The 24,061-nt window shown below is 46.3% G+C and carries 20 protein-coding genes; 7 read left to right on the forward strand and 13 right to left on the reverse strand.

Annotated features, from left to right (window positions below):
- The first annotated feature begins 91 nt into the window (after positions 1 to 91).
- Positions 92 to 1,246, forward strand: coding sequence for a thiamine-phosphate kinase (thiL, locus tag QUA44_RS19430; RefSeq protein WP_333253541.1), 1,155 nt, complete (start codon positions 92 to 94; stop codon positions 1,244 to 1,246).
- 105 nt (positions 1,247 to 1,351) lie between these two features.
- Here the strand turns inward: thiL and QUA44_RS19435 are convergent, their stop codons facing one another.
- From QUA44_RS19435 to QUA44_RS19470, 8 genes are all read right to left on the reverse strand, one after another.
- Complete coding sequence (locus tag QUA44_RS19435) at positions 1,352 to 2,809, reverse strand: hypothetical protein (RefSeq protein ID WP_333253532.1); 1,458 nt, start codon at positions 2,807 to 2,809, stop codon at positions 1,352 to 1,354.
- Positions 2,796 to 3,131, reverse strand: coding sequence for a hypothetical protein (locus QUA44_RS19440; protein ID WP_333253530.1), 336 nt, complete (start codon positions 3,129 to 3,131; stop codon positions 2,796 to 2,798). Before QUA44_RS19440 ends, QUA44_RS19435 begins: the two co-directional genes overlap by 14 nt.
- 148 nt (positions 3,132 to 3,279) lie before the next feature.
- A complete protein-coding gene (locus tag QUA44_RS19445; RefSeq protein WP_333253528.1) occupies positions 3,280 to 4,116 on the reverse strand; it encodes an Rpn family recombination-promoting nuclease/putative transposase in 837 nt (278 codons plus the stop codon).
- 25 nt (positions 4,117 to 4,141) lie between these two features.
- Positions 4,142 to 6,970: a CHAT domain-containing tetratricopeptide repeat protein gene (locus tag QUA44_RS19450; RefSeq protein ID WP_333253526.1), complete on the reverse strand. Its 2,829-nt coding sequence runs from the start codon at positions 6,968 to 6,970 to the stop codon at positions 4,142 to 4,144.
- 153 nt (positions 6,971 to 7,123) lie between these two features.
- Positions 7,124 to 8,146: a hypothetical protein gene (locus QUA44_RS19455; protein WP_333253525.1), complete on the reverse strand. Its 1,023-nt coding sequence runs from the start codon at positions 8,144 to 8,146 to the stop codon at positions 7,124 to 7,126.
- Between the two features lie 237 nt (positions 8,147 to 8,383).
- Complete coding sequence (locus tag QUA44_RS19460; RefSeq protein WP_333253523.1) at positions 8,384 to 8,944, reverse strand: Uma2 family endonuclease; 561 nt, start codon at positions 8,942 to 8,944, stop codon at positions 8,384 to 8,386.
- Between the two features lie 187 nt (positions 8,945 to 9,131).
- Positions 9,132 to 10,322 carry a cysteine desulfurase family protein gene (locus tag QUA44_RS19465; protein WP_333253520.1) on the reverse strand — a complete coding sequence of 397 codons (1,191 nt, stop codon included), beginning with the start codon at positions 10,320 to 10,322 and terminating at the stop codon, positions 9,132 to 9,134.
- 183 nt (positions 10,323 to 10,505) lie between these two features.
- Positions 10,506 to 10,910 carry a DUF7682 family zinc-binding protein gene (locus QUA44_RS19470; RefSeq protein WP_333253518.1) on the reverse strand — a complete coding sequence of 135 codons (405 nt, stop codon included), beginning with the start codon at positions 10,908 to 10,910 and terminating at the stop codon, positions 10,506 to 10,508.
- Positions 10,911 to 11,101: 191 nt separating this feature from the next.
- On the opposite strand from QUA44_RS19470, the gene QUA44_RS19475 reads away from it, so the two are divergent.
- Positions 11,102 to 12,766 carry a DUF655 domain-containing protein gene (locus QUA44_RS19475; RefSeq protein ID WP_333253516.1) on the forward strand — a complete coding sequence of 555 codons (1,665 nt, stop codon included), beginning with the start codon at positions 11,102 to 11,104 and terminating at the stop codon, positions 12,764 to 12,766.
- A 186-nt stretch (positions 12,767 to 12,952) separates the two neighbouring features.
- Here the strand turns inward: QUA44_RS19475 and cax are convergent, their stop codons facing one another.
- A complete protein-coding gene (cax, locus tag QUA44_RS19480) occupies positions 12,953 to 14,050 on the reverse strand; it encodes a calcium/proton exchanger (protein ID WP_333253514.1) in 1,098 nt (365 codons plus the stop codon).
- 194 nt (positions 14,051 to 14,244) lie between these two features.
- Here cax and QUA44_RS19485 point away from each other — a divergent pair, with 194 nt between their 5' ends.
- Positions 14,245 to 14,973: a Uma2 family endonuclease gene (locus tag QUA44_RS19485; protein ID WP_333253511.1), complete on the forward strand. Its 729-nt coding sequence runs from the start codon at positions 14,245 to 14,247 to the stop codon at positions 14,971 to 14,973.
- A 268-nt stretch (positions 14,974 to 15,241) separates the two neighbouring features.
- Here the strand turns inward: QUA44_RS19485 and QUA44_RS19490 are convergent, their stop codons facing one another.
- The 4 genes from QUA44_RS19490 to QUA44_RS19505 form a co-directional block, all read right to left on the reverse strand.
- Positions 15,242 to 15,862: a DUF6391 domain-containing protein gene (locus QUA44_RS19490; RefSeq protein ID WP_333253509.1), complete on the reverse strand. Its 621-nt coding sequence runs from the start codon at positions 15,860 to 15,862 to the stop codon at positions 15,242 to 15,244.
- 293 nt (positions 15,863 to 16,155) lie between these two features.
- Entirely contained in the window at positions 16,156 to 16,869 is a 714-nt protein-coding gene (locus QUA44_RS19495) for an MORN motif-containing protein (protein WP_333253539.1), read from the reverse strand.
- A gap of 105 nt (positions 16,870 to 16,974) precedes the next feature.
- Positions 16,975 to 17,727 (reverse strand): MORN motif-containing protein, encoded by a 753-nt coding sequence (locus QUA44_RS19500; RefSeq protein WP_333253507.1) that lies wholly within the window; start codon positions 17,725 to 17,727, stop codon positions 16,975 to 16,977.
- Positions 17,728 to 17,910: 183 nt separating this feature from the next.
- Positions 17,911 to 19,317, reverse strand: a complete 1,407-nt coding sequence (locus tag QUA44_RS19505) for a hypothetical protein (protein ID WP_333253504.1) — start codon at positions 19,315 to 19,317, stop codon at positions 17,911 to 17,913.
- Between the two features lie 229 nt (positions 19,318 to 19,546).
- Between QUA44_RS19505 and QUA44_RS19510 the strand changes: the two genes are divergently transcribed.
- The 4 genes from QUA44_RS19510 to QUA44_RS19525 all read left to right on the forward strand — a co-directional run bounded on the left by QUA44_RS19510 (position 19,547) and on the right by QUA44_RS19525 (position 24,046).
- A complete protein-coding gene (locus tag QUA44_RS19510) occupies positions 19,547 to 20,191 on the forward strand; it encodes a retropepsin-like aspartic protease (protein ID WP_333253502.1) in 645 nt (214 codons plus the stop codon).
- A 545-nt stretch (positions 20,192 to 20,736) separates the two neighbouring features.
- The gene (gene gpmI / locus QUA44_RS19515) at positions 20,737 to 22,338 is read left to right on the forward strand and encodes a 2,3-bisphosphoglycerate-independent phosphoglycerate mutase (RefSeq protein ID WP_333253500.1); all 1,602 of its coding nucleotides are present in this window, start codon (positions 20,737 to 20,739) and stop codon (positions 22,336 to 22,338) included.
- 494 nt (positions 22,339 to 22,832) lie between these two features.
- Complete coding sequence (gene secG, locus QUA44_RS19520) at positions 22,833 to 23,072, forward strand: preprotein translocase subunit SecG (protein ID WP_332957461.1); 240 nt, start codon at positions 22,833 to 22,835, stop codon at positions 23,070 to 23,072.
- A gap of 101 nt (positions 23,073 to 23,173) precedes the next feature.
- Positions 23,174 to 24,046, forward strand: coding sequence for a peptidase (locus QUA44_RS19525; protein WP_333309867.1), 873 nt, complete (start codon positions 23,174 to 23,176; stop codon positions 24,044 to 24,046).
- Positions 24,047 to 24,061: the final 15 nt, after the last annotated feature.

Here is a 24,061-nt window from a genome sequence, read left to right on the forward strand (position 1 = left end):
ATGTGTCCTATTTTATGACACTTTGTGCACTCTGCTTACTTTTTTTTCTGTGCTACCCCTACTTATTGAGCCGATACAAATTCTCTATACTATGCTGATTAAAGATATCGGAGAACAAGGTCTTTTAAGAATACTACAAAAATTCTGCCCCGCCGAAATTGTGGGAGATGATTGTGCGGTACTTCCGACAAATCCTGACCAATCTCTGGCGGTGACGACGGATATGTTGGTGGATGGTGTGCATTTTAGCGATCGCACCACAGGCCCTTATTACGCAGGCTGGCGCGCCGCAGCGGCGAATTTGTCGGATCTCGCGGCAATGGGAGCAACCCCTCTGGCGGTGACGGTAGCCCTGGCTGTGGCGGCGGATACGGCTGTGGATTGGGTGGAAGAGTTTTATCGGGGGATGACGGCTTGTTTGGAAGTTTATCATACGCCGATCGCCGGTGGGGATGTGGTGCGATCGCCCGTGGTGACAGTTGCGATTACGGCTTTTGGACAAGTTGAGTGCGATCGTACCATCTGTCGGTCTAATGCGCGATCAAATTGGGCGATTGTGGCGACTGGCGTGCACGGAGCCTCCCGCGCGGGATTAGAATTGTTGTTGAATCCAGAATTTGGGATCAATCTGGAAAAGGGCGATCGAACTTCCTTAATTCTCGCTCATCAGCAGCCTAAACCGAGACTGGATGTTTTGCCGATTGTTTGGGAAATTTTAGATGCTGCGGGTGCGATGGAACCCCCCCTCAATCCCCCCCTTGCTAAGGGGGGGAAGCAAGAGTTGGAAATGGAACCCCCCCTCAATCCCCCAATTACTAAGGGTGAGAAACAAGAGTCGAATTCTCTTTCTCCCCCCCTTAGCAAGGGGGGGCCGGGGGGGGTTAATCCCGCGATTTCCATCGCCGGAATGGATAGCAGCGACGGTTTAGCAGATGCGATTGTGCAAGTTTGTCGGGCTAGCGGTGTGGGTGCAAAAGTCGATCGCGCCACAATACCAATTCCTCCTATTTTAAGGGAAATCGTATCAACCGAAACAGCTTTAGATTGGGCGTTGTACGGCGGCGAAGATTTTGAGTTAGTGTTGTTTTTGCCGATCGCCCATGCTAAGCTATTGGTCGATCGAATTGGTGATGGTGCTGCGATCGTGGGAATCACTACCGAAAGCAGGGATATTTTGTTGAGTGATAGCAGCGGTATTTTTCCTGATGTTGGCTTAAAGATCGATCGAGGATTTCAACACTTCTAAATTCTCTCTTATTTCTTATCTCTTAGTCCGCGAAGGCGGACATCGTTTGTGTAGACGCGGTTTCAACCGCCGAGTCTCTCTTTCTGAGTTTGTATAGACGCGGTTTCAACCGCCGAGTCTTTCTTCTGCCGCTTCCTGTGCAATATCATTAACTGGTGGACGTTGGGAATCGTGCAATCTCCGAGGTTCAGACTTGCGCCGAAACCATCTCAAATGATTAATCTTCCACGCACCATTAATCCAGCCCATCAATCCAGAAACCAGAATTACAACCAAAAGACTCAACAACAGACTAGCTACAGCCGGATGAAGCACATCCCCTTTTTGAGGTATTCTAAACACTAGGGGTGTCTGGATATAATTTGAAACCGCAGACACCACAAGGCCTCCAGCCCCTAATCCAGTACCCCATATTTGAATAGTTCTTTCTAAAGAGCGATCGATTTCTGCTTGTTCGATATCCACAATCCCCGCTACCAAATCCACCGCAATCTTAATCAAATCAGTACCATGTTTAAAATAGCCTAAATCGCCCTGAATTTGTCGTTGAAAATACGGACAACTTCTCTCAATGAAAAAATTAAATGCGCTCAATTTATCCGTTGAAAATTGCCATTTATAAGAAATCTCAGAGAGCTTTTCCTGATAATTGTAAACGTGAATATTAATCGTATTATTAAAATCTTCGAGATATTCTAAGGCTCTTTCATAATTCAAACTTTCTCCCAGTAACTCTTTTAGTTTGATTTTGAGATAGGTTAAAGACTCATCTACATCGACATTTTCCTGGGAATCAACCTCATTGTTCGATTCAAAGTCAGCGACTTTTGTTTGTAAGCTAGCGATTGTCACCTCAATTTCTACATATAGTTTCTTAAGTAAATCATAATTGCTGCGGCTATCCAGAAAAGCTTTAGTGATTTTATGGCGGTAATAAAACAGTTCAAACAAAGGTTGAATAATTTGCCCTAATTTGTCCTCAATATCATCATCAACCAGATAAACAAAGACTTGCAGTTGACTGTTTATCGAACTATACTCAAAAATTGGAGAACCCAGTAACTCAGTATCGCGGTAAAAAGGTGGACGCACAGATGCTTCGGGGAACAGATTATTTAAACATTTATCTGCAACTTGGCGGATGGAATCTTTGGTTGGATGTGAATCAGTTTGTAATTTGTAGGTAATAAAAATAGTCTGTCCTAGCCAATCTTGATAATTATCAGGAATTAGGAGATAATTTTTATTAAATTGTTGTAATTCTGTAATTTCTAGGTTTTTATTTTCCTCGGTTTCGGGGCTGCCAATTCTCGCTAAAATGCCTTCGCTATCATCCAGAAGGCAAAACTTAAAAGAACCATCAATTTTATGGGAATGCGAGAATTTTTTGACTCTAGTGAGGGGATAACCGAGGTTGGCTTGGGAAAAAATTATCTCTTTTTCTGGGCTAAAATGTTGCCAGATACTATTAGCCCAAGTCCAGATTGAGTTAGCTTTGGTTTTGCTTTCCTGGCTGAGTTGGTAGCTGTAGATGTAGATTTGGGGATGGTCAATTTTTAGCATCGGCTTTGTCAATGCGTTTTTTCAAGCTTGCTTCTAGCTTTTTGATGTCGGGATAGGTATTGACGATTGTTTCATAACCGGGCGTGGCTTCTGCTTCTACATCATCGAGATTTTTTCTGACCAGATTTTTGATGGCATCTCTAACATCTTTAAATTGTTTGTAGAGTGTATTGATAGCATCTTCTACAGTATCATTATCAGCACCAGATTCTGCTAAAGGGAGGACTTCGGCGAGCAATCTTTCGATGAAAGGGGGAGTCAAAATTGCCGGGGCGGTGGTAATGGCGTTATAGATTTGGGACAAAATATCGACTTCGTTCATAATTTTACCTCAGAAATGGATGTTGTTTGAATGAGCAATTAGGCAAGTGTCACACTTTGATCGACTTGTAAGGTGGGTCAGTCTTAGGTTGGTTGAAAAATCAGGGTTTTCGTAACTGACGCACCCTACTAATTTTAGCGTGGGTTGATTAATTTTGCTCGGCTTGTTCAGCTTGTTCTTTTTGAGCTTCGGCGATAGTCGCTGTTACTTCAGCTAGGGGTAAGTTAAAGATTGTAGCAATTTGTTCTGTAGCCAATCCCAGACTAAACATTTTGAAAATAAGAGCTTTGTCTCGTTGTTTAGCTTTAGCTTGTTCTTCTGCTTGTCCTTCGGCAAAAACATCTTGATAAAATCGGGTTTGTTTTAAGTCGGTTAGGTTAAACATGGCGGCAACTTCCTCTCTAGTTTTTTGGGGTAATTTGTAAACAATGATGGTTTCTAGTAAGTTGATGAAGTTTTTTCTGGCTGTGGAATCCGATATTTCGGTTTCGGCTTGTCTGGCTAAATCTATGGCAAAGTTTTCGGCGGTGTTGTCTGGTTCGATTACCAGTTTAATCAATTTTATGGGTAGAGATGCTGTTTCTGATGCACTTAGTTCATTGATGTAAATACGGGTGATTTGTGGGAGGGCGAGCATTTCCTGAAAGTGGATGTTGCTTTGTCTTTCGGTTTGCCGATTTGGGTAGATGACTACCAATTGCCAAGGGTGCGGCGGTTGGTATTGTTTGAGATAGATGAATAGTTCGGCAAACAGACGGTAGTAGAGAGTTGGATCTGGTTGAAATTGGACTTCTACAACGTAGAATGGTAGTTGAGGATCGGGAATAATTGGTAGAAATAAACCGTCTAGGCGAAAAGCTAATTGTTTGACTTCTTGGGATGTAAATTGGTATTGGTTGGCACTCTCGGCGGGTATGCCCAGAAGGGCAAAAAACACAAAGGGGAATTCTTGGAAGATGTTGTAAAATATGCTATCGGTTTTCATCGATTAAATTAAATCTTTCCTTGGATTATAAGCCTATCGCACAAAACGCTCCCCAATGATAAACATCGCCATAGGGTTGTTCGTCATTATTGTAGCCTTTTAATTCCTTGAGGATCGGTTTTTTTCTATCGGCCTCGAAACTGTCCGATTCCTGCACCCATGATAGCAAATCGGAAGTTGCGGCAGACTTAAACCAGCGCTGGGTATCGTGGAGGGCTTTACCGATGCTGACTCCTGGTTTGAGCAATTCATAGAATTTTACCATCATCAAGGCGGTGGAGAGGTCGTTGACAGCCCAAAGACTGGCTAGGGTTCCCATTGCACCGGCGTGGATAAATCCTGTCGGTAATCCAATATAATCGGAGCGATTGTTGGTGTCAATTAGCGCGGTTTCGCAGGCGGAAAGCACGACTAGGCGGCAATGTTTGAATTGCAGTAACAAGATATCTGCTAATGTTAGGCATTTGTTAATATCCGCTGTTTTGCCGTCGCGCCATTCCACGTAACGATTCGATTCATCTAAATCCGATCCCGCCCTCGACTGGGAATCTCCGCCGATGATGCCGCCAGACAAGATTAAAAACGATTTTAGCGGATCGTCGGGATTGAAGGAGCCGTGACAGGAAAAGTGCGCGCAGTGGGCGTTTTCTAACTGTTCTAGATACTTTTCTAGGAGATTTGTTTTACTCGCTTCATCGCCGGGGAGAATTTGACTGAGCGCGAATTTGGGGGCGATGCTGGCGACTTCTAAATCGGTGTAGCGCAGATCGGAGGTGGGGTTTTGCAGGGCGAGGAGTTGGTCAAAATTTGGGTGGATGGTAATCTGTTGCAGGAGTTGGCAACTGGGGGCGTATTGAATGCCTTCGAGGAATCTATCTAATAAGAATTCGCCGTCGGTTAGGGGTAGGGCGTGGAGGGGGAACAGGTGCAGCAACCAGTGGGGAATTAGGATTAACCTGGTACTTGATGGCGGCAGAATTGTGGTGATTTGGAGGATTTCGGCAAGACGCTGGAGATAGTCGGAGAGTTTGGTTTGCCAGTGGGTTTTGCTTTGTTTGTAGTCGGCGCGGTAGTCGTTAACTAAGTCGATTAATTCATCGCATTGACGGTTGCGATGCACTGTCAGCACGTCGGGGTAAGTGAGGACAAAGGTGATGATTTCTTGGTCGGTGATGTACCACTCAATTAAGGCGGTGTCTGGGGTGAGGAGTTGGGTAATTTCGGTGAAAGTAATGGGTTTTAGGACTTGGGGAGTTTCCTGTTTTTGGGCGATGACTTCGGCAAGGTTGCGGGCTTTGTTGGCTTCGGCATATAAGAGTGCTTCTTGGTTGCTTTGGCGATCGAGGCATACTTGCACCATGCCTTTGTAGAGCCTATCCCACTCCCAATCGTGTTTTTGCTTGGTTTCATCTCCCGATTCTAACTCTCGTAATTTGGAGGCTCCGGTTATGGCATTTTTAAAGGTATCGTAGGCACTTTGGAGAGTTGCTGCTTTTTGGTTTGTGTTTTCTGGTTTTTCTCGGTTGATGTAGTCTAGTTTTTTCAGATAAGCCCAGCCCAGGTTATTTAAGGTTTCTACATTATTGAGCGGGAAATCCTCAAGGGTATAAACTGTTAAAGCAGCGTCAGAAAAGCCGATCGCCTGTTCCAGATTATCCGCCCGCGAACCGTTGATTCTGTCACTGTAGGCAATAGCTAGGTTATTTTGAGTCGTTGCCCATTTTTCAGGGAAATCCTCAAGGGTATAAACGGTTAAAGCAGCCTCATAAAAGCCGATCGCCTGTTCCAGATTGTCCGCCCGCGAAGCGTTGATTCTGTTTCTGTAGGCTTCTCCTAGGTTATTTTGAGTCATTGCCCATTTTTCAGGGAAATCCTCAAGGGTATAAACGGTTAAAGCAGCCTCATAAAAGCCGATTGCCTGTTCCAGATTATCCGCCCGCGAATCCTTGATTTTGTCACTGTAGACATTAGCTAAGTTATTTTGAGTCATTGCCCATTGTTCAGGGAAATCCTCAAGGGTATAAACTGTTAAAGCAGCCTGAAAAAAGCCGATCGCCTGTTCCAGATTATCCGCCCGCGAACCGTTGATTCTGTCACTGTAGGCAGCAGCTAGGTTATTTTGAGTCATTGCCCAATCTTCAGGGAAAGCCTCAAAGGTATAAACTGTTAAAGCAGCGTTATAAAAGCCGATCGCCCGTTCCAGATTATCCGCCCGCGAACCGTTGATTCTGTAACTGTAGGCATTAGCTAGGTTATTTTGAGTTTGAGCGTATTTTTCGCTTCCCGGTTCTCGATTGCTCAAAACTATTTGATAACCAGTAATTGCAATTTCAATATTATTCGCTATATTCCCGCGGGGAAATTGATTAATATGAATACTCAAATTTTCAATGAGGCCGACAATTGAGCTAATTGTTTCTGCATTTTTGCCATCAAGTAACCTCTGGGCTACTTGCTGTAAAGTTTCGGCAAAACGGGCATTGAGGAGATGTTGCCCTTTAGCCAGCATGGGGTAAATTACTTTAATATCGCTATTACTATCTTGTTCTGCTTGCAATAATTCTATGAAAAAATTTGCATACTCTTGGGGATTTTTACTTGGAGAGTTATTGCTATCTCCGTTATCATTCATATCGATAAATTGTCCTAGCTGACTGGCCAGATTTCGGAGGAAATTAGCGCCATTCTCGCCTCCTTGTTCTGCCAAGGTTGATGCTACTAACTCGCAAGTTTCCAGAAATCCGCGATCCAATAATTCAGAGTTATCCTGTAATATCTGCGGTTCGTCTCCGTTGGGGCAATTCAGCAGGGTGTGAATTAATTGCAGATAGGCTTGGGCGCGGTTTTCTTCCATTGTGGCGAGTTGTCAATAACACCGGGATTTATTTTATCATGATTGGGGGTGGGTTTTTGGGTGGCGAGAAACCGGGTTTTTGCGAAGATATTCGATGCGAGGCGAAGATATCGGAAAAAACCCGGTTTCTGAGATTGTTAAAGCAGCCTCACATTAGGTATTAGCCAGCTTCTTTTGAATCATTGCCCAATATTCAGGGAAATCCTCACGGGTATATACTGTTAAAGCAGCCTCATAAAACGATCGCGCCTTTTCGATATTTTCATCCCGCGAACCGTTGATTCTGTCATTATGGGCATTACCTAGGTTATATTGAATCATTGCCCAATCTTCAGGAAACTGTTCGGGGTTACGAACAGTTAAAGCAGCCTCAAAAAATGCGATCGCGCGATCAATATTTTCGGCCCGCGAACCGTTGATTCTGTTGGCGTAAGCAGCAGCTAGGTTGTTTTGAGCCATTCCCCAATCTTCCGGGAAAGCCTCAAGGGTGTAGACTGTTAAAGCAGCGCCATAAAGGGCGATCGCCATTTCCACATTTTCCGCCCGCGAACCCTTTATTCTGCTAATATAGGCAGCAGCTAAATTGTTTTGAGTTTGAGCAAATTTTTGGCTTCCGGGTGGCCGATTATTCAAAACAATCTGATAAGCAGCAATGGCAATTTCAATATTATTCGCTCTATTCCCACCCGAAAAATTGCTAATATTAATCGTTAAGTCTTCCACCAGGCTGACCATTGACTCAATAGTTTGGGCATTTTCTCCAGCAATTAACCTCTGCAATACTTGCTCTAAAATCCCAGGAAAACTGTCATTGAGGAGATGTTGTCGTTCAGCTAGCATGGGGTGAATTACTGCTGCATTGCTAGTGCTAGCATCTTCTGCTTGCAATAATTCTAGGATAAAGTTTGCATACTCTTGGGGATTTTCACCTTCGGAGTTATCGCCATCGTTGATATCGATTAATTGTAATAGCTGACTAATCAGATTTCGCAGGAAGCGAGCACCGTTTTCTCCTCCTTGCTGTGCCATTTTTTCTGCTACCAACTCGCAAGTTTCCAGAAATTCGACATCCAACAATTCTATATTATCTTGCAATATCTGCGGTTCCGATCCGCTGGGGCAATTCAGCAGGGTGTGAATTAGTTCGAGGTAGGCTTGGGCGCGGTTTTCTTCCATTATTGGGGAGTTGTGAATAATATCGGGATTTATTTTATCATGGTTGTGCGTGTGGCGAGAAACCGGGTTTTTGCGAAGATATTCGATTAGATGCGAAGATATCTGAAAAAACCCGGTTTCTGAGATTCTGCGTGTGGCGAGAAACCGGGTTTTTGCAAAGATATTCGATTAGTGGGGAAGATATTGGAAAAAACCCGGTTTCTGAGATTGTGCAGGGGTAGTAATTATTCAAAATCTCTAGACAAATAATGTGGCTACCGACACGCTAAAACCGGGTAACAAAGGACTGGTTAAATTATCTTCTTTAAATAAAGTCATCGCTAATTTCAAAATTCCGCTTTCCCGACGGTAAATTTCTACTTTTTGCTGTATGCGGTCAAATATCCAATATTCGCGCACGCCTTGAACTGAATATAATTTTAGCTTGGATTGGCGATCGCGCTTTTCATTCTCTTCACCGGGAGACATCACCTCTACCACCAACTCCGGTGCACCCGCCAAATGTCCGGCTTCATCTAATATCTGTGCTAAACATTCATAGCTTACCCAAACTACATCAGGAATAACATTATCACTATCCGTGAAAATAAGACCCGGTACCTGGACAGCTTTACCTAACTTCGTCTGTCTTGACCAAATAGTTAATTCAACACAAACATTGTTAGCAACGTCTTGATGTTCCCAGTGAGGTGCTCTTGTCACAACCAATTCTCCTTCGATTATTTCGTAACGGTTGCCGTTATCGGGTAAGGATTCTAAATCAGCGCTTGTCCAGCGAACTTTTTCTGTGGTTGACATAGCTTTGACTCCGCTCTGTTCTATTTTAATTATATACGAGTCTTTTCATAATTTGACCGCAGATGTTGGCGGATGTACGGGGATGGACGCAGATGAATCATGGGTTGGCCGCGAGAAACCGGGTTTTTGTGACAATCTTTGGTGAAAGGCGAAGATATCGGAAAAAACCCGGTTTTTGAGATTGTTTCTAATGCCTACACAATTCTACCTTGGGCATTAATCTATCTAAGATTTGCTCGATCGCAATTGCCGTCCAATCAATATCAGCTTCGGTTGTTTCGCGTCCCAGTGTCAAGCGAATTCCACCAACCGCGCCGGTTTCATCATATCCCATTGCCAATAATATCGGACTGGGTGTTAGTTTGCCGCTGCTACAAGCCGCACCGGAACTAATGCCAATTCCGGCTAAATTTAGCTGTCTCACCAGAGTTTTGCCTGTGATTCTCTCTGTATCTCTCTTTTGGTAAGGGCGACAGGATGGGGAGACAATGCAAAAACTGGTGTGGTGCGGCAGTCGGTAATATCGATCGCCCGTGGGGACTAAACTGGGTATGTGGGATAATTGGTCAAAAAGTCGATCGCGCAATCCAATCAACCTCGGCGTTTCCACATCCATTTCCTGCAAAGCCAACTCCGCCGCCACTCCAAAACCGACGATTGCGGGCAATGCTTGCGTCCCTGAACGCAGTTTCAACTCTTGTCCGCCCCCGCCGAACATTGGCACCAATTCGAGTCCTGGACGCACGTACAGCGCGCCTGCACCTTGCGGCCCGTAAAGTTTGTGACTGGAAAGCGAAAGCAAGTCTACGGGGAGTTTCTGCACGTCAATCGGTAGTTTGCCGGCAACTTGAACTGCATCGGTGTGAAACAGGATATTGCGATCGCGCGCAATTTGTCCTAAAGTCTCTATTGGTTGCAGTGTACCAACTTCGCTTTGTCCGTAGATGATCGAAATCAGCACTGTGTGCGATCGCAGTGATTCTTGCAAATCCAAAGGATGAATTCGCCCGTACTTATCGACTGGTAATCGCGTTATTTCCCATCCCAATTCTTCGAGTTGTCGCGCCGTTTCTGATACTGCCGAATGCTCTACACTGGAAATAATGATATGCTGGGGTTTTGTATAAAGACGCGCAACTCCCATAATTGCTAAATTGTCCGCTTCAGTGCCGCCCGAAGTAAAAATCATCGATTCCGGTAGCGCATTAATCAAGCTAGCAACCTGCATTCTGGCTAATTCTAAAGCAGTTGCCGCCCTTTGTCCCCACTCGTGCAAACTAGAAGGATTTCCCCACTGTTGAGTGAGAGCTTTTTGCATGGCTTCAATTGCTTCTGGGCGTGTAGGTGTCGTCGCGCTATAGTCGAGGTAAATTTGCATGGCTTTAATTAATGATGAACTAATAATGAATGAATGACTACCTAATGAATAAGGCACTTATCCTAAAGGCATTAATGATTATTGACTAATGACTCATGATTGTTAAATTATGACTGATAACAACTGCCAAATGCCAACTGTCAACTGTCAACTGTCAACTGTCAACTGTCAACTGTCAACTGTCTAATGACTTCCTGGTTTACAAACGTTGTACTCTTCGTGGGACAAAACTTTTTGGGGAATTAAGTAAGTGCCGCAATCTTCACAAAGCATTCTGTAGTTGCGTGTTACAGGAATACTCACAATCCAACGGTTGTGACGCAGACGTTTGCCTCCGAAATCTCTGTAATTCTTATTTTCCCCCAAAGCTGCTATAATAGCGCGAGCTTTAGTAACTACGTGGTCTGGCAGACCTCTGAGATCGATCGCATCTCTAGCAAATGATGCTTCCCTCTCTTGTTTTTTGGTTTGTTTTTCTGCCAGCATTTCAACATATTGCTGCTGCGCCATCAACTCTTGCGTGCAGCGATGGCACGCTTTACCATATCCTTTGTGACCGCAATTAAAAATTGTTTTTCTTTTAGCCATAAAGCAGCAGTATCGGGTTTGACCCACGCCCCTGAATGCTGCTACCCTACCAGTGATGCTTCCGGCATCGAGGCAGTTCTACAAGACGTAAAATCTATTCCCTTTCATAAATTTTATAGGTTCTAAGTTTACTTTATCGAGTATGTTTGAATTGTGGGTAAGCCTATAACCTCAATAATTTTTTAAATTTTGTGACTGTATTTGATGATAATTTACTCGGTTTGTGTTGTGCTGGACTGCTGGCGATCGCTCTGGCGGCCTGCGGACAAGCCAAGCAGGAGGTGCAGAATTTGCCTCCGAGTCTGCCTCCGCTGCCTCAAGACGCCTTGTTGCAAGTATACTTCAATCAGTCCCTCACTTCTAATTATACAGAGCCTTATCGCGCGCAAACTAGACCTGGGGATGATTTAGAAAAGTTGGTCGCCGAGGCCGTAGCAAGTGCTGGATCGACCGTAGATGTGGCGGTTCAGGAGTTTCGCTTGCCCGGTATTGCGCGACAAATGGCCGATCGCGCGCGATCGGGAATTAAAGTCAGATTAATTGTCGAACATCTGTACAATCGTCCTTGGAGCGATTATACAGCCCAGGAGTTAGCGAAGTTACCCGATCGAGAGCGCGATCGCTACAGCGAATTTTTGCAACTCGCCGATACCAATAAAGACGGCAAATTAAGCCCGGAAGAAATCAAGCAAAATGATGCTTTTGTAATTCTCAAAGATGCCGGAATTCCTGTAATTGATGATACTGCTGATGGAAGTAAAGGCAGCGGTTTGATGCACCACAAATTTGTAGTAATTGACGGTAAAATAGTTATAGTAACTTCTGCTAATTTTACAACTAGCGATATCCACGGCGATTTCAAAACAGCAGCCAGTCGCGGCAATGCCAACAATTTGCTGCAAATTGCCAGCCCTAAATTAGCGCAACTATTTACTCAAGAATTTAACATCATGTGGGGTGACGGGCCCGGAGGGAAACCGGATAGCAAATTTGGCATCAAAAAGCCGTTTCGCCCAGTCCAAAAAGTAAGAGTAGGGAATTCGACAGTTGCAGTGCAATTTTCACCTACGAGTGCGATTTTGCCTTGGGAAAAAAGCGTTAACAGTTTGATTAACAAAAACTTGGGCAGTGCGAAAAAGTCGGTTAATTTGGCACTGTTTGTATTTTCCGCCCAACGGTTGTCAAATACTCTAGAACTTGAATCTAGGCGCGGTGTGGCGGTGCGAGCTTTGATTGACTCAAATTTCATTTATCGCCCTTACAGCGAAGGTTTAGACATGATGGGGGCGACTTTGATGCCAGATTGCGGCGCGTTAGAAGCGGACAATCGCCCGTGGAGAAAGCCGCTGACTACGGTGGGGGTGCCGCTGTTGCCAATGGGCGATCGCCTGCACCACAAATTCGGTGTGATCGACGGAAATACGGTGCTTACAGGCTCTCACAACTGGAGTGAGGCTGCCAATCACGGGAATGATGAGACGCTATTGGTGATCGACAGCCCGGTAATTGGGGCCCATTTTGACCGGGAGTTCGATCGGCTTTACAAAGGTGCAATCTTGGGAATTCCCGCCCGAATTAAACAGAGAATTGACGCTAAGAAAAAAGAGTGCGAATCAGTGCAAGCAGCATCAAAATTTTCCGATGCTAAACCTCAAATTTCTGGCAAAAAGTTAGTTAATTTGAATAGCGCAACTCAGGAAGAATTAGAAACTTTGCCAGGAGTAGGCCCGAAGCTAGCCCAGAAAATTATTGCAGCGCGGGAAAAACAGCCTTTTCAGTCTTGGGAGGATGTGGAAAACTTGCCAGGAGTCGGAAACAAAACAGTAGACAAGTGGCGCGATTTAGTCGCATTTTAAACACTAGAAAAGATTGCAAAAATACCTAGGACGGGCAAGATGCCCATCCCACAATTTTTTTACATTAGGGGAAAATTTTTTAGGACGGGCAAGATGCCCATCCCACAATTTTTTTTTCTTGTGGGATGGGCTTCTAGCCTGTCCCAAAATTTGATGCAAATAACTTCTACAATCTTGTCTATTACTTCAAGTAACTGGGTGAAAGTAAAATGCCGCAGCTAACACGATATATGTCGCTAAAAGCAGCACTCCTTCCAGCCAATTAGAACGTCCGTCGAGACTAATTAGATTAGCGATTGTCACCGCGATGGCAACTGCAACCACTTCAAACGGATTAAAGTTTAAATCCATCGGCTGATGAATCACTATACCGATAATTACCAACACCGGCGCTACCAGCAAAGCAACTAGCAAACTCGAACCCATTGCTACAGAAACTGACAAATCCATATTGTTTTTCATCGCAACTCCCACCGCCGTTACGTATTCCGCCGCGCCACCCACAATTGGTAACAAAATTACGCCTGTAAACAGCGGTGTCAATCCCAATCCTTTGGTAGTTTCTTCGACAACGCCTACGAAAATTTCTGATTCAAAAGCAACGGCAACAGTTGAAGCAACTAGCACCCCTATCCACAGCCACAAATTCGGTTTGTGCGCGGTGGATTCATCGGTATTTTGAGGATTTTCTGACTCTAGTTCTAGCAAGCTGACTTCGTAAAGATAGCTGTGAGTTTTTAAGGAAAATAGCAGTGTTAGCGCGTAAACTGCAATTAGGACGATCGCAGTTATCAACGAAAGATTCTGAATGGCTGCGGGTTCGACTCCATTGGATGTGTAAATTACCATTGTCGGCAGCAGAATCGCAATCACTGCGAGAGTCATGGTGGAACCGTTCACCCGCGCGATAATTGGCTTGAATTCTTGTTCTTTGTAACGGATTCCTCCTAGCAGCATGGAAAATCCCATAACTAAGAGTAAGTTGCTGATAATTGTGCCCGTGATGCTGGCTTTTACAATGTCAATTAAGCCAGCTCTTAGGGCAACTATGGCAATAATTAATTCCGTAGCATTGCCGAAGACTGCATTTAATAAGCCACCGATGGATGGCCCTGTGACGATCGCCACTTCTTCTGTTGCTGTACTCAACCAAATCGCCAGAGGTATAATGCCTAAAGCGGACGTGATGAAAACCGTGAGGGAACCCCAGTGCAAATACTCAGCGGCGATGGAAATGGGGATGAAAACTAACAGGGCTATGGAAAGAATTTTTTTGATTGACATAGGGAGTCAGATGGTGTATTGAAGGGTGAAATCGAGTTATCGGGGCGATCGCAAAGTTGATTTTACACTATTCAACTATTCTCTGACAATTCTGGTGGCAAGTGCGATCAATAATTGGGAATTTTTAACCGCAAATGCACGCAGATCGAAGCAGATTGAATATAATATAATTATATCGACATCCGTGAAAAGATATGTCTCAATCTGTAGTGCCAGTTGTTGAATCAAAGCAAATTGATACTTCACCCACTTTGACCTTTGAAGAATACCGATTTTATCAAACTGATTCCGACCTACAATATGAACTGTACAAAGGCAAATTAATTGCGATGCCAACCGCAACAGTTTTACATATCAAAATTTGCGAATATTTAGTTTACAAATTGCAGCGTTATTTAGCTGAACACAATCTTGACTTAGTAGCAAAAACAGGCCTGGGAGTCAGAACAGAAGAAGATACCTCTCGGATTCCTGATGTAGTTGTTTGCACTCAAAGTCTTTTAGAACAAGCTGCTGCTAGACCAGGTTCTGGCATCCTCGATTTTGAGGAAAAGCTCCTGTTAGTCATAGAGGTAGTGAGTCAAAATCGGCGCGCCGATTATGTGATTAAACGAGCTGAGTACGAACTAGCTAACGTACCTGAATATGTAATTGTTGACCCTACACCTAACAAGGAACTCGTGCGAATTTTAGCCTTTCCTGAAGGGGAAGACATCTATACCCAGACTGATTTTATGGCGGGGCAACAAATGGTATCTGTAGTATTTCCCAATCTGACATTATCAGTGAATGAAATACTGTCTCCGCCATTAGTTGAAGGGTTGATTAAAGCAGAACAAGCTCGGTTCCATGAACTTGAACAACGGGCTGAAAGATTAGCGGTGAGGTTGCGAGAATTAGGAGTAGATCCCGATCGCATTTAGGAGCTTAGATGACCCAGAAGTCATGAGTTAATTGTTATTACTTCTATCAAATCCGCGCTGCATCGGAATTATTCAGATATCTCCGATCTGCATCTGCGTGAATCTGCGTCAATCCCTTGTCATCTGCGGTTCACAAATTCTCTTTTTTTGACCGCAGATTAACACAGATTAACGCAGATGAGTTAGATATATTCCGGTTGCACAGTCCGTGATTGTTGACACTTTTTTGCGTCCATGACTGCCATCGATCGGGCTTGATACTGTGCAGCTATTCAACCCAACGCACCCGCACAAAATGAGCTTCGCGTCCCCAGAAGTCCTGACTTACAGTAATATCAACAACACTCAAATTAAACGGAATAGCAGTTGTGACGTACCGCTGAGCCAGAGCTCCCAAATCAGGAGCTAACTGAGCCGCCGCCGCTGCTGCTGCACCCAAACCCAAAAGTTGTAAAATTGGCCCTCGCGGTAAGGCTAAATTAATGCCAACAGCAAGTCCAGCCGTTAGCAGCATTGCCACCGACAAATTCGTGCCACAGCGCGGATGTACAGCTAAATCCCACTCTCCGCTGGCAATCCGCTGCAAAGCCTCGCGCACTGCCTGACGCAACTGTGCAATGTTAACGTGGCCATAAAGATAGAACCCTTGGTCTGTGGACATCCCGCCCAATAACTCATTATCGGTTCTTGCTGTCGTCGCACCAACCGATTGGCTTAGTACCCAAACAGTAGCGTGTTCCAAAGCATGAACTTGTCGCAAAGCCAATATTTCCTTCAAGCCGGGCACAAAATCGAGTTGTCGCAACAAATCAGCATCTTGAGTCCGCTGCGGGGCAAAGTCGAAGGGAAACTGGTCGGTGCGGCCGGAAGCAGAAGCAGTAGTTGTCATATTAAAACGCCTCCATTAACTCCATTAAGTGGATATTTAACATTAGCAATTCGGTTGAGAAAAAGCCGTTAACAGTTGACAGTTGACAGTTGACTTCGGAGTGCGAAGTTTTTAGGCAGGGGATTTAAGCCCCTGCCTAAAAACAATCCACCTAAAGGTGGGGGCTTAAATCCCCTGTGCTTTGGTCATAAATTATCAATAGTTGTGACTTTAAAACCTAGCAATGGCAGGTTTTGTGCAAAAATTATTAGCACTCAACCTGCCCTTACTAAAAGATCGCACTTATTCCCAGTTTATTGCTCTAGTCGCTGGCCCTCACGGAATACTCCCGGAAGTCGCCGGCCTCTGGTATCGATAATTGTGCCTTTGCCGTGAGGCAATCCCTTGCGTAACTCTCCCTCATAGCGGATACCGTTAGAGAACGAACAGTTACCCCTACCATCAAGTTCTTGAGTATAGAACTGTCCCGAACACCGACTGCCGTCAGCGCGGGTGAACGCTCCCGTACCTAAAGGCTTGCCCCCTAAAAATTGACCGACAAAGCGATCGCCATTGGCAAAAATGAATTGCCCTTGTCCAGTGGGCACGCCTACTTTTTGATCAAGAGAAAACGACCCCACATAGCGATCGCCATTAGTAAAAATAGCTGTCCCGGAACTAACTTTGCCATCTCGGAATATGCCCTCCACCCGGGCGTCGTCCTTAAATATAAATTGTCCTCGACCATTTGGTTTGCCCAGACGGAACTGCCCCTCATAGCGATCGCCGTTGGAATATATGTATACCCCAGTGCCACTGGGCAAACCGTTGACGAACTGTCCGATGTAGCTATCACCGCTGTCATAATCACACCTAACTCTACCTGTTGCGATAGCTGGCACGCAGCGACCGGTTCTAGCTTCTGTTCCTTGCGCCATTGAGGGCAAGGGATAAGTCGCGTAACTACCAATTCCCGACACTGATGCAACTAATAAAGCGATTCCACTGATCCAAGAACGGGAAATCATCAATCAACTTTCTCCTATGCGCTGTTAGATATTATCTTCTTCTGTCCTTTGTCTTTTGTCCCATTTGTTGTCAAAAGTTGGCTGAAAACCTCAATCATTTATCCTTTACGAAACTCCGGGCTTGCCGTTGCGAAATACCCCCGGAAAGCGCCTACCGCTAGCATCGATCATCGTTCCGACACCGTGAGGCACTCCCTTTCGCAATTCTCCTTCATAGCGCGTACCGTTGGGAAAAGAGCAGGTGACACTAGCGTCTAGTTCTTGATTAAAAAACCTGCCAGAACAGCGAGTCCCGTCTACGCGTACTAAATTCCCTGGGCCAAAGGGCGAACCTGCAAAGAATTGTCCTTCATAGCGATCGCCATTAGTATAAAAAAATTGACCCCGCCCAGCAGGTTGGCTGCTAATGGCATCAGTCTGAACGTTCCTGACGACTGCGAACTCTCCGACGTAGCGCTCGCCGTTGGGAAAAACGACCGTCCCAGATCTCATTGTGCCGTCTTGGAACACGCCTGTGTAGCGGGCATCATCTTTAAAAATGAATGTCCCTCTACCATTTGGCACTCCCTTGCGAAAATTTCCTTCGTAGCGATCACCATTAGCGTACACGTAGACTCCACTGCCGTCGGGGAGGCCGTTGACGAAATTTCCATCGTAGTTATCGCCTCCCTCGTAATTGCATTTCACTCTCCCCGTCGGAGGGTTTCCTTGGCAGAAGGGAGAGCGTTTTCCTTCTTCTGGTTTTGGATCAGGTGTTGGTTGAGCCATTGATGGCTGGGGATTCAAGAGATTAGTGGCGCTGCCGATACAAGAAGCAACTAATATCACCATCCCTACTTTTTGAATTGAACCGAGCATGATCAATCTCCTTTAACTTCAATTACTAATAGGGATTTTCTAAAAGCTAATACTCGCTGAAAAGTCCTCTCTTTTTTAATCCCTCTACTAATTTTACCTTCAGGTTAGAGATCTGCCCTAAATGCAAAAAGGCAAAAACTCTAATTTTTGCCTTTAGCATTTTTCCTGCTTTACTGTCAATTTTCAGCGTCGCGCTGAGTTATTCGGATTTGGGAGACGGCTAATAACTGCATTGGCGGGTTGTGGTTGGCGACTTGCGGGTTTTTCGCCAACACCTTTGGCTACCTCAACGCCGTTTTCCTCCAGAATCACGATCGGATCTGCTCCTTGCTTGAGATCGACCCGCTTCACCAACACTTGCCCGTTAGACAGCCGCTGCCCGACTTTGACATATCGGCTGGTTGGTTCATTCGGTACTTTGACAATCACTTGCGTCTCGTTCCCGACTTTTACCACCCCGCTGACTTCAGTCCCTGTAGCGAGGTCAGTAGAAGGCGGTGGCGGTGGTGCAGGAATTACTGGGATGACGGGAGGAGGTGGGGGATTTGGGTCTACCCACTGGGGCGGGCGCTTGTCTACTGGCAGTTCCGGCAGATCCGGTACTCCTATAGGTCTAGCTGCTATTGGCTGGGGCGGGCGCGGGGGTGCTGGAGGGCGAGTCTGCCGATTCGGCGCACCTTGGGGTCTAACTGCTATTGGCCCAGTTGCAGGAGGACGGGTGCCAGTAGTTCTTCTTGCCCTGGCATTGGGGTCTCTCCATTGGGGCGGGCGCTTGTCTACTGGTAGTTCCGGCAGATCCGGGACTCCTATGGGTCTAGCTGCAATGGGTTCGAGTCCAGGCGGGGATGTACGAGTACGACCTAACTGAGGAGGAGTTAGCCCTGGAACTAGGGGCGGCAAGCCAATTTGTCCCCCGGTGCCTCCGGGTAAGGAACCATTTCTGCCACCGCCACCTAACCGAGGAGCAGTTAGCCCTGGAACTAGGGGCGGCGAGCCAATTTGCCCCCCATCACCTCCGGGAAGTAAAGAGCCTCCCGGACCTCGTACTTGCTGAGTGCCTCCTCTACCGCCCGTGAATGCCGTGGGGATAACCGTCTGATCAGGCCTGTTAAGTGGGGGGGGAGCCAATAACTCGGGAAGATCGGGTAGCACGGCAACTTGTCGCTGTGGCAGTTTGGGGATTTCTGAGGTAATCCCACCCGCCCCGTTGGCTCCTGGAGGGATTTGTAATGCGATCGGCGGCAGCGGCCCAAATGGGTCTAACTGAGAAGGATTCGCTGTCACAGGGCCTTGGGGCACCGGCTGAAGCGGAAGCGTTGGATTCCTGTCCTTTTTGTTGCCGATACTGGTTTGAGCCTGTCTCGCTCGTTCGTCTGGGTTGGTCGATCGAATTAACCCTGGAGGCTGGGCGGCTACTATTGGAGACTGGAAAGTCTGAGTTCCTGGGGTGGGGCTGGCAGAGGCTGCCGGAGACGGAGAGGCTGCACTAGGGCTGGGGCTGGGGCTGGCTGTGTTGCTGCCCTCGCCACCGCAGCCTGCGATCGAGAAAGCTAGTAGTCCTATAGTCGCAAAATATAAAAGTTTGTGCATTGCCGATCGCCCCCAAATGCTTAATTTCAAGATATCCAACAAGGCTGTGCAATTACAGCCTGTTGCCGTTTATCAGTTTATCTGTGTTCGATGTTATGCGATCACTTGAAAATTGCCAAGTTTTCCTGATTATCTGATCTGGGGATGGGGCGATCGGTTTTTGGGAGCGGGTTAGGATATCAGTGGCGGTTGTTGTTTGACATATTGAATCAATTAAGGTATTTAGATCATGGCAAAAGTGATTCTCAAGCGGATTTGGCGATCGGGCTTGGTTTGTGCGAGCGTTTTGGTTGGTATGGGATCGGTGGGGGGCGAGGTGCATTCTTATTCACATCAGCCAGAAACTCAGGTGATGACATTGGTGCCCGATGTTAGTTCCCAGCCGCTCGATCGCACTATAACGGGATCGGGATTCACAACTGGCAAATTGTACTCTCAGTTTTGGAACCCATCCAATCCTGGTGCCAAACCCCCAGCCAATCAACCGGCTAAGCCACGGGGGAATCCACAGGTATTTCAAGCTAAAATCAAGCGCCGCGCGGGCGGGACGCCGGTGATTGATGTGGTTTTTAACGGCAACAAGACTTTTGAGATGATTCTCGATACCGGGGCCAGCGGCACTTTGATTTCTCAGCGGATGGCTACTGCACTGGGAGTGAGACCGGTGCGTACCATCAGAGCGGGGATCGCTGACGGTAGCGTTGTCGAGTTCCCGATCGGTCTGGTGCGATCGATTCGGGTTGGGGGTGCTGCGATCCAAAATGTCGAAGTGGCGATCGCCAAACAAATGCCAATAGGTCTGCTTGGTCACGATTTCTTTGGCAATTACGATGTCAAAATTAAAAAAGATGTTGTAGAATTTTATGTCCGCTGAGAGTGAGCCGATTCGGAAACCGATTTTGACAGTTGACAGTTGACAGTTGACAGTTGACAGCGAACTCTACATGGAAGGAAGAGGATCGGAGTAATGAATCGTCTGATTTTAATTTCTCCCCGATCAGGGTTCCGGCTTTAAACCAATTCTTTCTGGTAAAGTTATTCGCAGCTTTAGTTAAGGCTGTTTAATTTATTTCTTGAGGCAGTAGCAAAACGCAGCTAAGTGTGCTATCGTTTTGAGTGTTTCAAGAGCTACCGACCGTTAAACTATCCGTGAAATCCGGCCGCAAAAGAACGACCGCTGTTGGTGAGATCTGTAACAGTCTCCGAGTGTGGATTCACAGTTCAAGGCAAGGCAATCAATTAAACAATTCGCTGATCAGGTAGAAATTAGTTCCCAAAATGCTGCGGCTGAGGGAATTTTGGTTGGCTTTTTTGGGCCGAAGCGTCGAAAATATGTAAACTGATTAGCGGAAGATGTCCGCAAAATCGGAAATCATGAAGATCGATCGAGAAATTAATTATTGTAAATAAGGTATTCGCATGGCACAAGCGTCTGTATCTCCTGTAGTGCTGATTATTCTAGATGGCTGGGGTTATCGTGAAGAAAAAGACGGAAATGCGATCGCCGCTGCGAAAACACCCGTGATGGACAGTCTCTGGGCCGCTTATCCCAGAACTCTGATTAAAACATCGGGCCGGGCGGTAGGGCTGCCAGACGGGCAAATGGGTAACTCAGAAGTGGGTCACTTGAATCTGGGCGCGGGCCGCGTGGTTCCTCAAGAGTTGGTGCGGATCTCGGATGCCGTCGAAGACGGTTCTTTGCTCAACAACCGCGCGCTGGTTGGGCTTTGCGAGAAAGTCCGCGCCACGGGCGGCAAGTTGCACCTGACTGGTCTTTGTTCTGAAGGTGGGGTTCATTCCCATCTCAGTCATATTAAGGGTTTGCTGCAATTAGCAAAAGCACAGGGAATTTCTGATGTTTGCATTCACGCGATTACTGACGGTCGTGATACTACTCCGAAAGAGGGTGTCGAAGCTCTAGGCAAGATAGAAAGTTATATCGCAGAGGTAGGGGTCGGTCGGATTGCGACCATCAGCGGCCGCTACTACGCTATGGATAGGGACAAGCGCTGGGATCGGGTGCAGCGCGCTTACGAGGTGATGACGACTGAGGGTGCTCCTGACGGTCGATCGGCTGTGAATGTGTTGCAGGCCTCATATACTGAAGGAGTGACCGACGAGTTTGCTGTTCCGACTCGGATTTCTCCGGGGGCCGTGGCATCCGGCGATGGGATGATTTTCTTTAATTTTCGCCCGGACAGGGCGAGAGAATTGACTCAGGCTTTTGTATCTCCAGATTTTAAGGGGTTTGAACGACAGTTAATTGAGCTGCTGACGTTTGGGAGTTTTACTCAGTACGACCCGAAACTGTCGTCGGTAATGGTGGCTTTTGAACCGCAGAATTTGAACAATATTCTAGGCGAGGTGATTTCTAAGAACGGTTTGCAGCAGTTGCGGACGGCGGAAACTGAAAAGTACGCTCACGTAACTTATTTTTTTAATGGGGGTCTGGAAGAGCCTTTTATCGGGGAACACCGGGAGTTGGTGCAGAGCCCGATGGTGGCGACTTACGATGAGGCGCCCCAGATGTCGGCGGACATGGTGACGGATGGCGTGGTGACGGCTTTGGAAAAAGGCATATATTCGTTTATGGTGATTAATTACGCTAACCCGGATATGGTTGGTCATACGGGGATGATGGATGCGACGATAATTGCGATCGAAACTGTGGATAAATGTTTGGGGCGGCTGTTGAGCGCCATTAGTAAAGCTGGAGGTACGGCAATTATTATTGCTGACCACGGAAATGCTGAGCAGATGTTTGACGAGGACGGGAATCCTTGGACGGCTCACACTACTAACCCGGTGCCGTTTATTCTGGTAGAAGGCGAAGGTCGGAAGATTCCGGGTCACGGAACGGAGGTTCCTCTGAGGGCGGACGGTTGTTTGGCGGATATTGCGCCGACGATTCTGGAGCTGTTGAGGTTGCCTCAGCCCCCGGAGATGACGGGGCGCTCTATGATTGAACCCGCTAATTTTGAAGTTCGTGCCAATCGCACTCCGGTGCGAGTTCGATTGTAGAAAGTCTGGGTCAAATCTAGTTACAGCTAGGGGCACGGCACTGTGCCCTTATTCGTGCCAACTTAAGCCTGAAGCCCTTGATAAATCTCGTTTTTACCTGAGTCTCGATCCCCCTAAATCCCCCTTAAGAAGGGGGACTTTGAAAAGACTCCTGTCCCCCCCCTTCTTAAGGGGGGCTAGGCAGGGTGGATTAATTGTCGAGAGGTGAAATCTTGAAAGGCTGATTACTTCGTTGACCTTTGAGGAATGCTCGATCACAGGCCAACCAGCTTTCGGTACTTTCAGATTTCCTTTCCCGACAATTAAGCCACCCTGCTTCTTAAGGGGGGCTAGGGGGGATCTAGATTTAATAGTCAAACAGCAGTCTCTGACTACGTTTGAGCTTAAGTTGACACGCCTTGGGCAGTGCCGTGTCCCGGAGGAGTTTGTGTGCGATCGACCGAATTTGATATGATGATTGATTACCGATTACTAATTACCAATTACCTCAGATTATGAATATTGTTTCTGTGTTACAAGTTATCTGGTCTTTGTCTGCTTTAGGACTTGTGGTTTTTGTATTGCTACACAGTCCTAAAGGCGATGGTATTGGAGGGATTGGCGGACAAGCTCAATTGTTTACCAGCGCCAAGAGTGCAGAAACGAGTCTAAACCGCATTACTTGGGGTCTGTCTATTGTTTTTATGGGTTTGACTGTGATTTTGAGTGCTGGTTGGTTAACGCCTAAGTTATAAGATTTGGATTTGTAACCGCAGATGAACGCAGATAGACGCAGATAATATCAAGTTCATCTGCGTTTATTTTCGTCTATTTGTGTCTATCTGCGGTTGCAAAAATGCGGTTGTGGAAACTTACAGTAAAACCTCGATTGCTGGCTGGTTTGGGATTGGCTTTATGTTGTTTTAGCCTGATAATTTTTAGTCAGGTTAATACTCCGGCTGCAAGTCTTTCTCCTCTCCCGAATAGTTGGCCGCCTTCATATCGTTTCCGATTGCATCGGAATAATAAAATCGAGTCAACAGTTAACACTCAACCATTGAGTTTTTCAACCCCTAGTCAACAGTCAACAGTCAACAGTCAACAGTCAACAATCATTCCGGTGCAACCGGAATTGATATCACAGGTTCACCCTTTGCCGCCAACGCTGGCCAATTGGCAAGATTCCACCGATAGCGGTGATTATTTTGACCAGGTTAAGCCACCGAATTTCGGTCATTTGTTGTGGTCGAAGTTTCCGATTCAGGTTTATGTTGAGCGTCCTGTTGATGCTAATAAGTCTGAAGCATGGGTGGCTGCTGTGTTGGATGTTGTGCGGGAATGGGGGGTTTATTTGCCTTTGGAAGTGGTGGATAGTTCGGAGGTGGCTGATATTAGGATTTTACGTCTGGCTCCGCCTTTGCGTCAAGGGGTTTTGCGATCGCGCTCTGGAGAGGCTACCTATGAATTGTTCGCCCGTCGGGATGGAGATAAAACTGTTTTATCTCATCGGTTTTCGGTTTATTTGAATCCGAATCAAGTGGGTAAGTATGTTCCGGCGACGGCGCGGCATGAGTTGGGTCACGCTTTGGGAATTTGGGGCCACAGTTTGATGGAAACTGATGTGCTTTATTTTTCTCAGGTGAGAAATCCCCCGCCTATTTCAGCGAGGGATGTTAATACTTTGAAGCGGGTTTATGAACAGCCGACTCGGTTGGGGTGGGAATTGTAGTTACGCGCGAATGGA

Origin of the sequence: Microcoleus sp. N9_A2, from assembly GCF_036701775.1 — a bacterium.
GTDB lineage: Bacteria > Cyanobacteriota > Cyanobacteriia > Cyanobacteriales > Microcoleaceae > Microcoleus.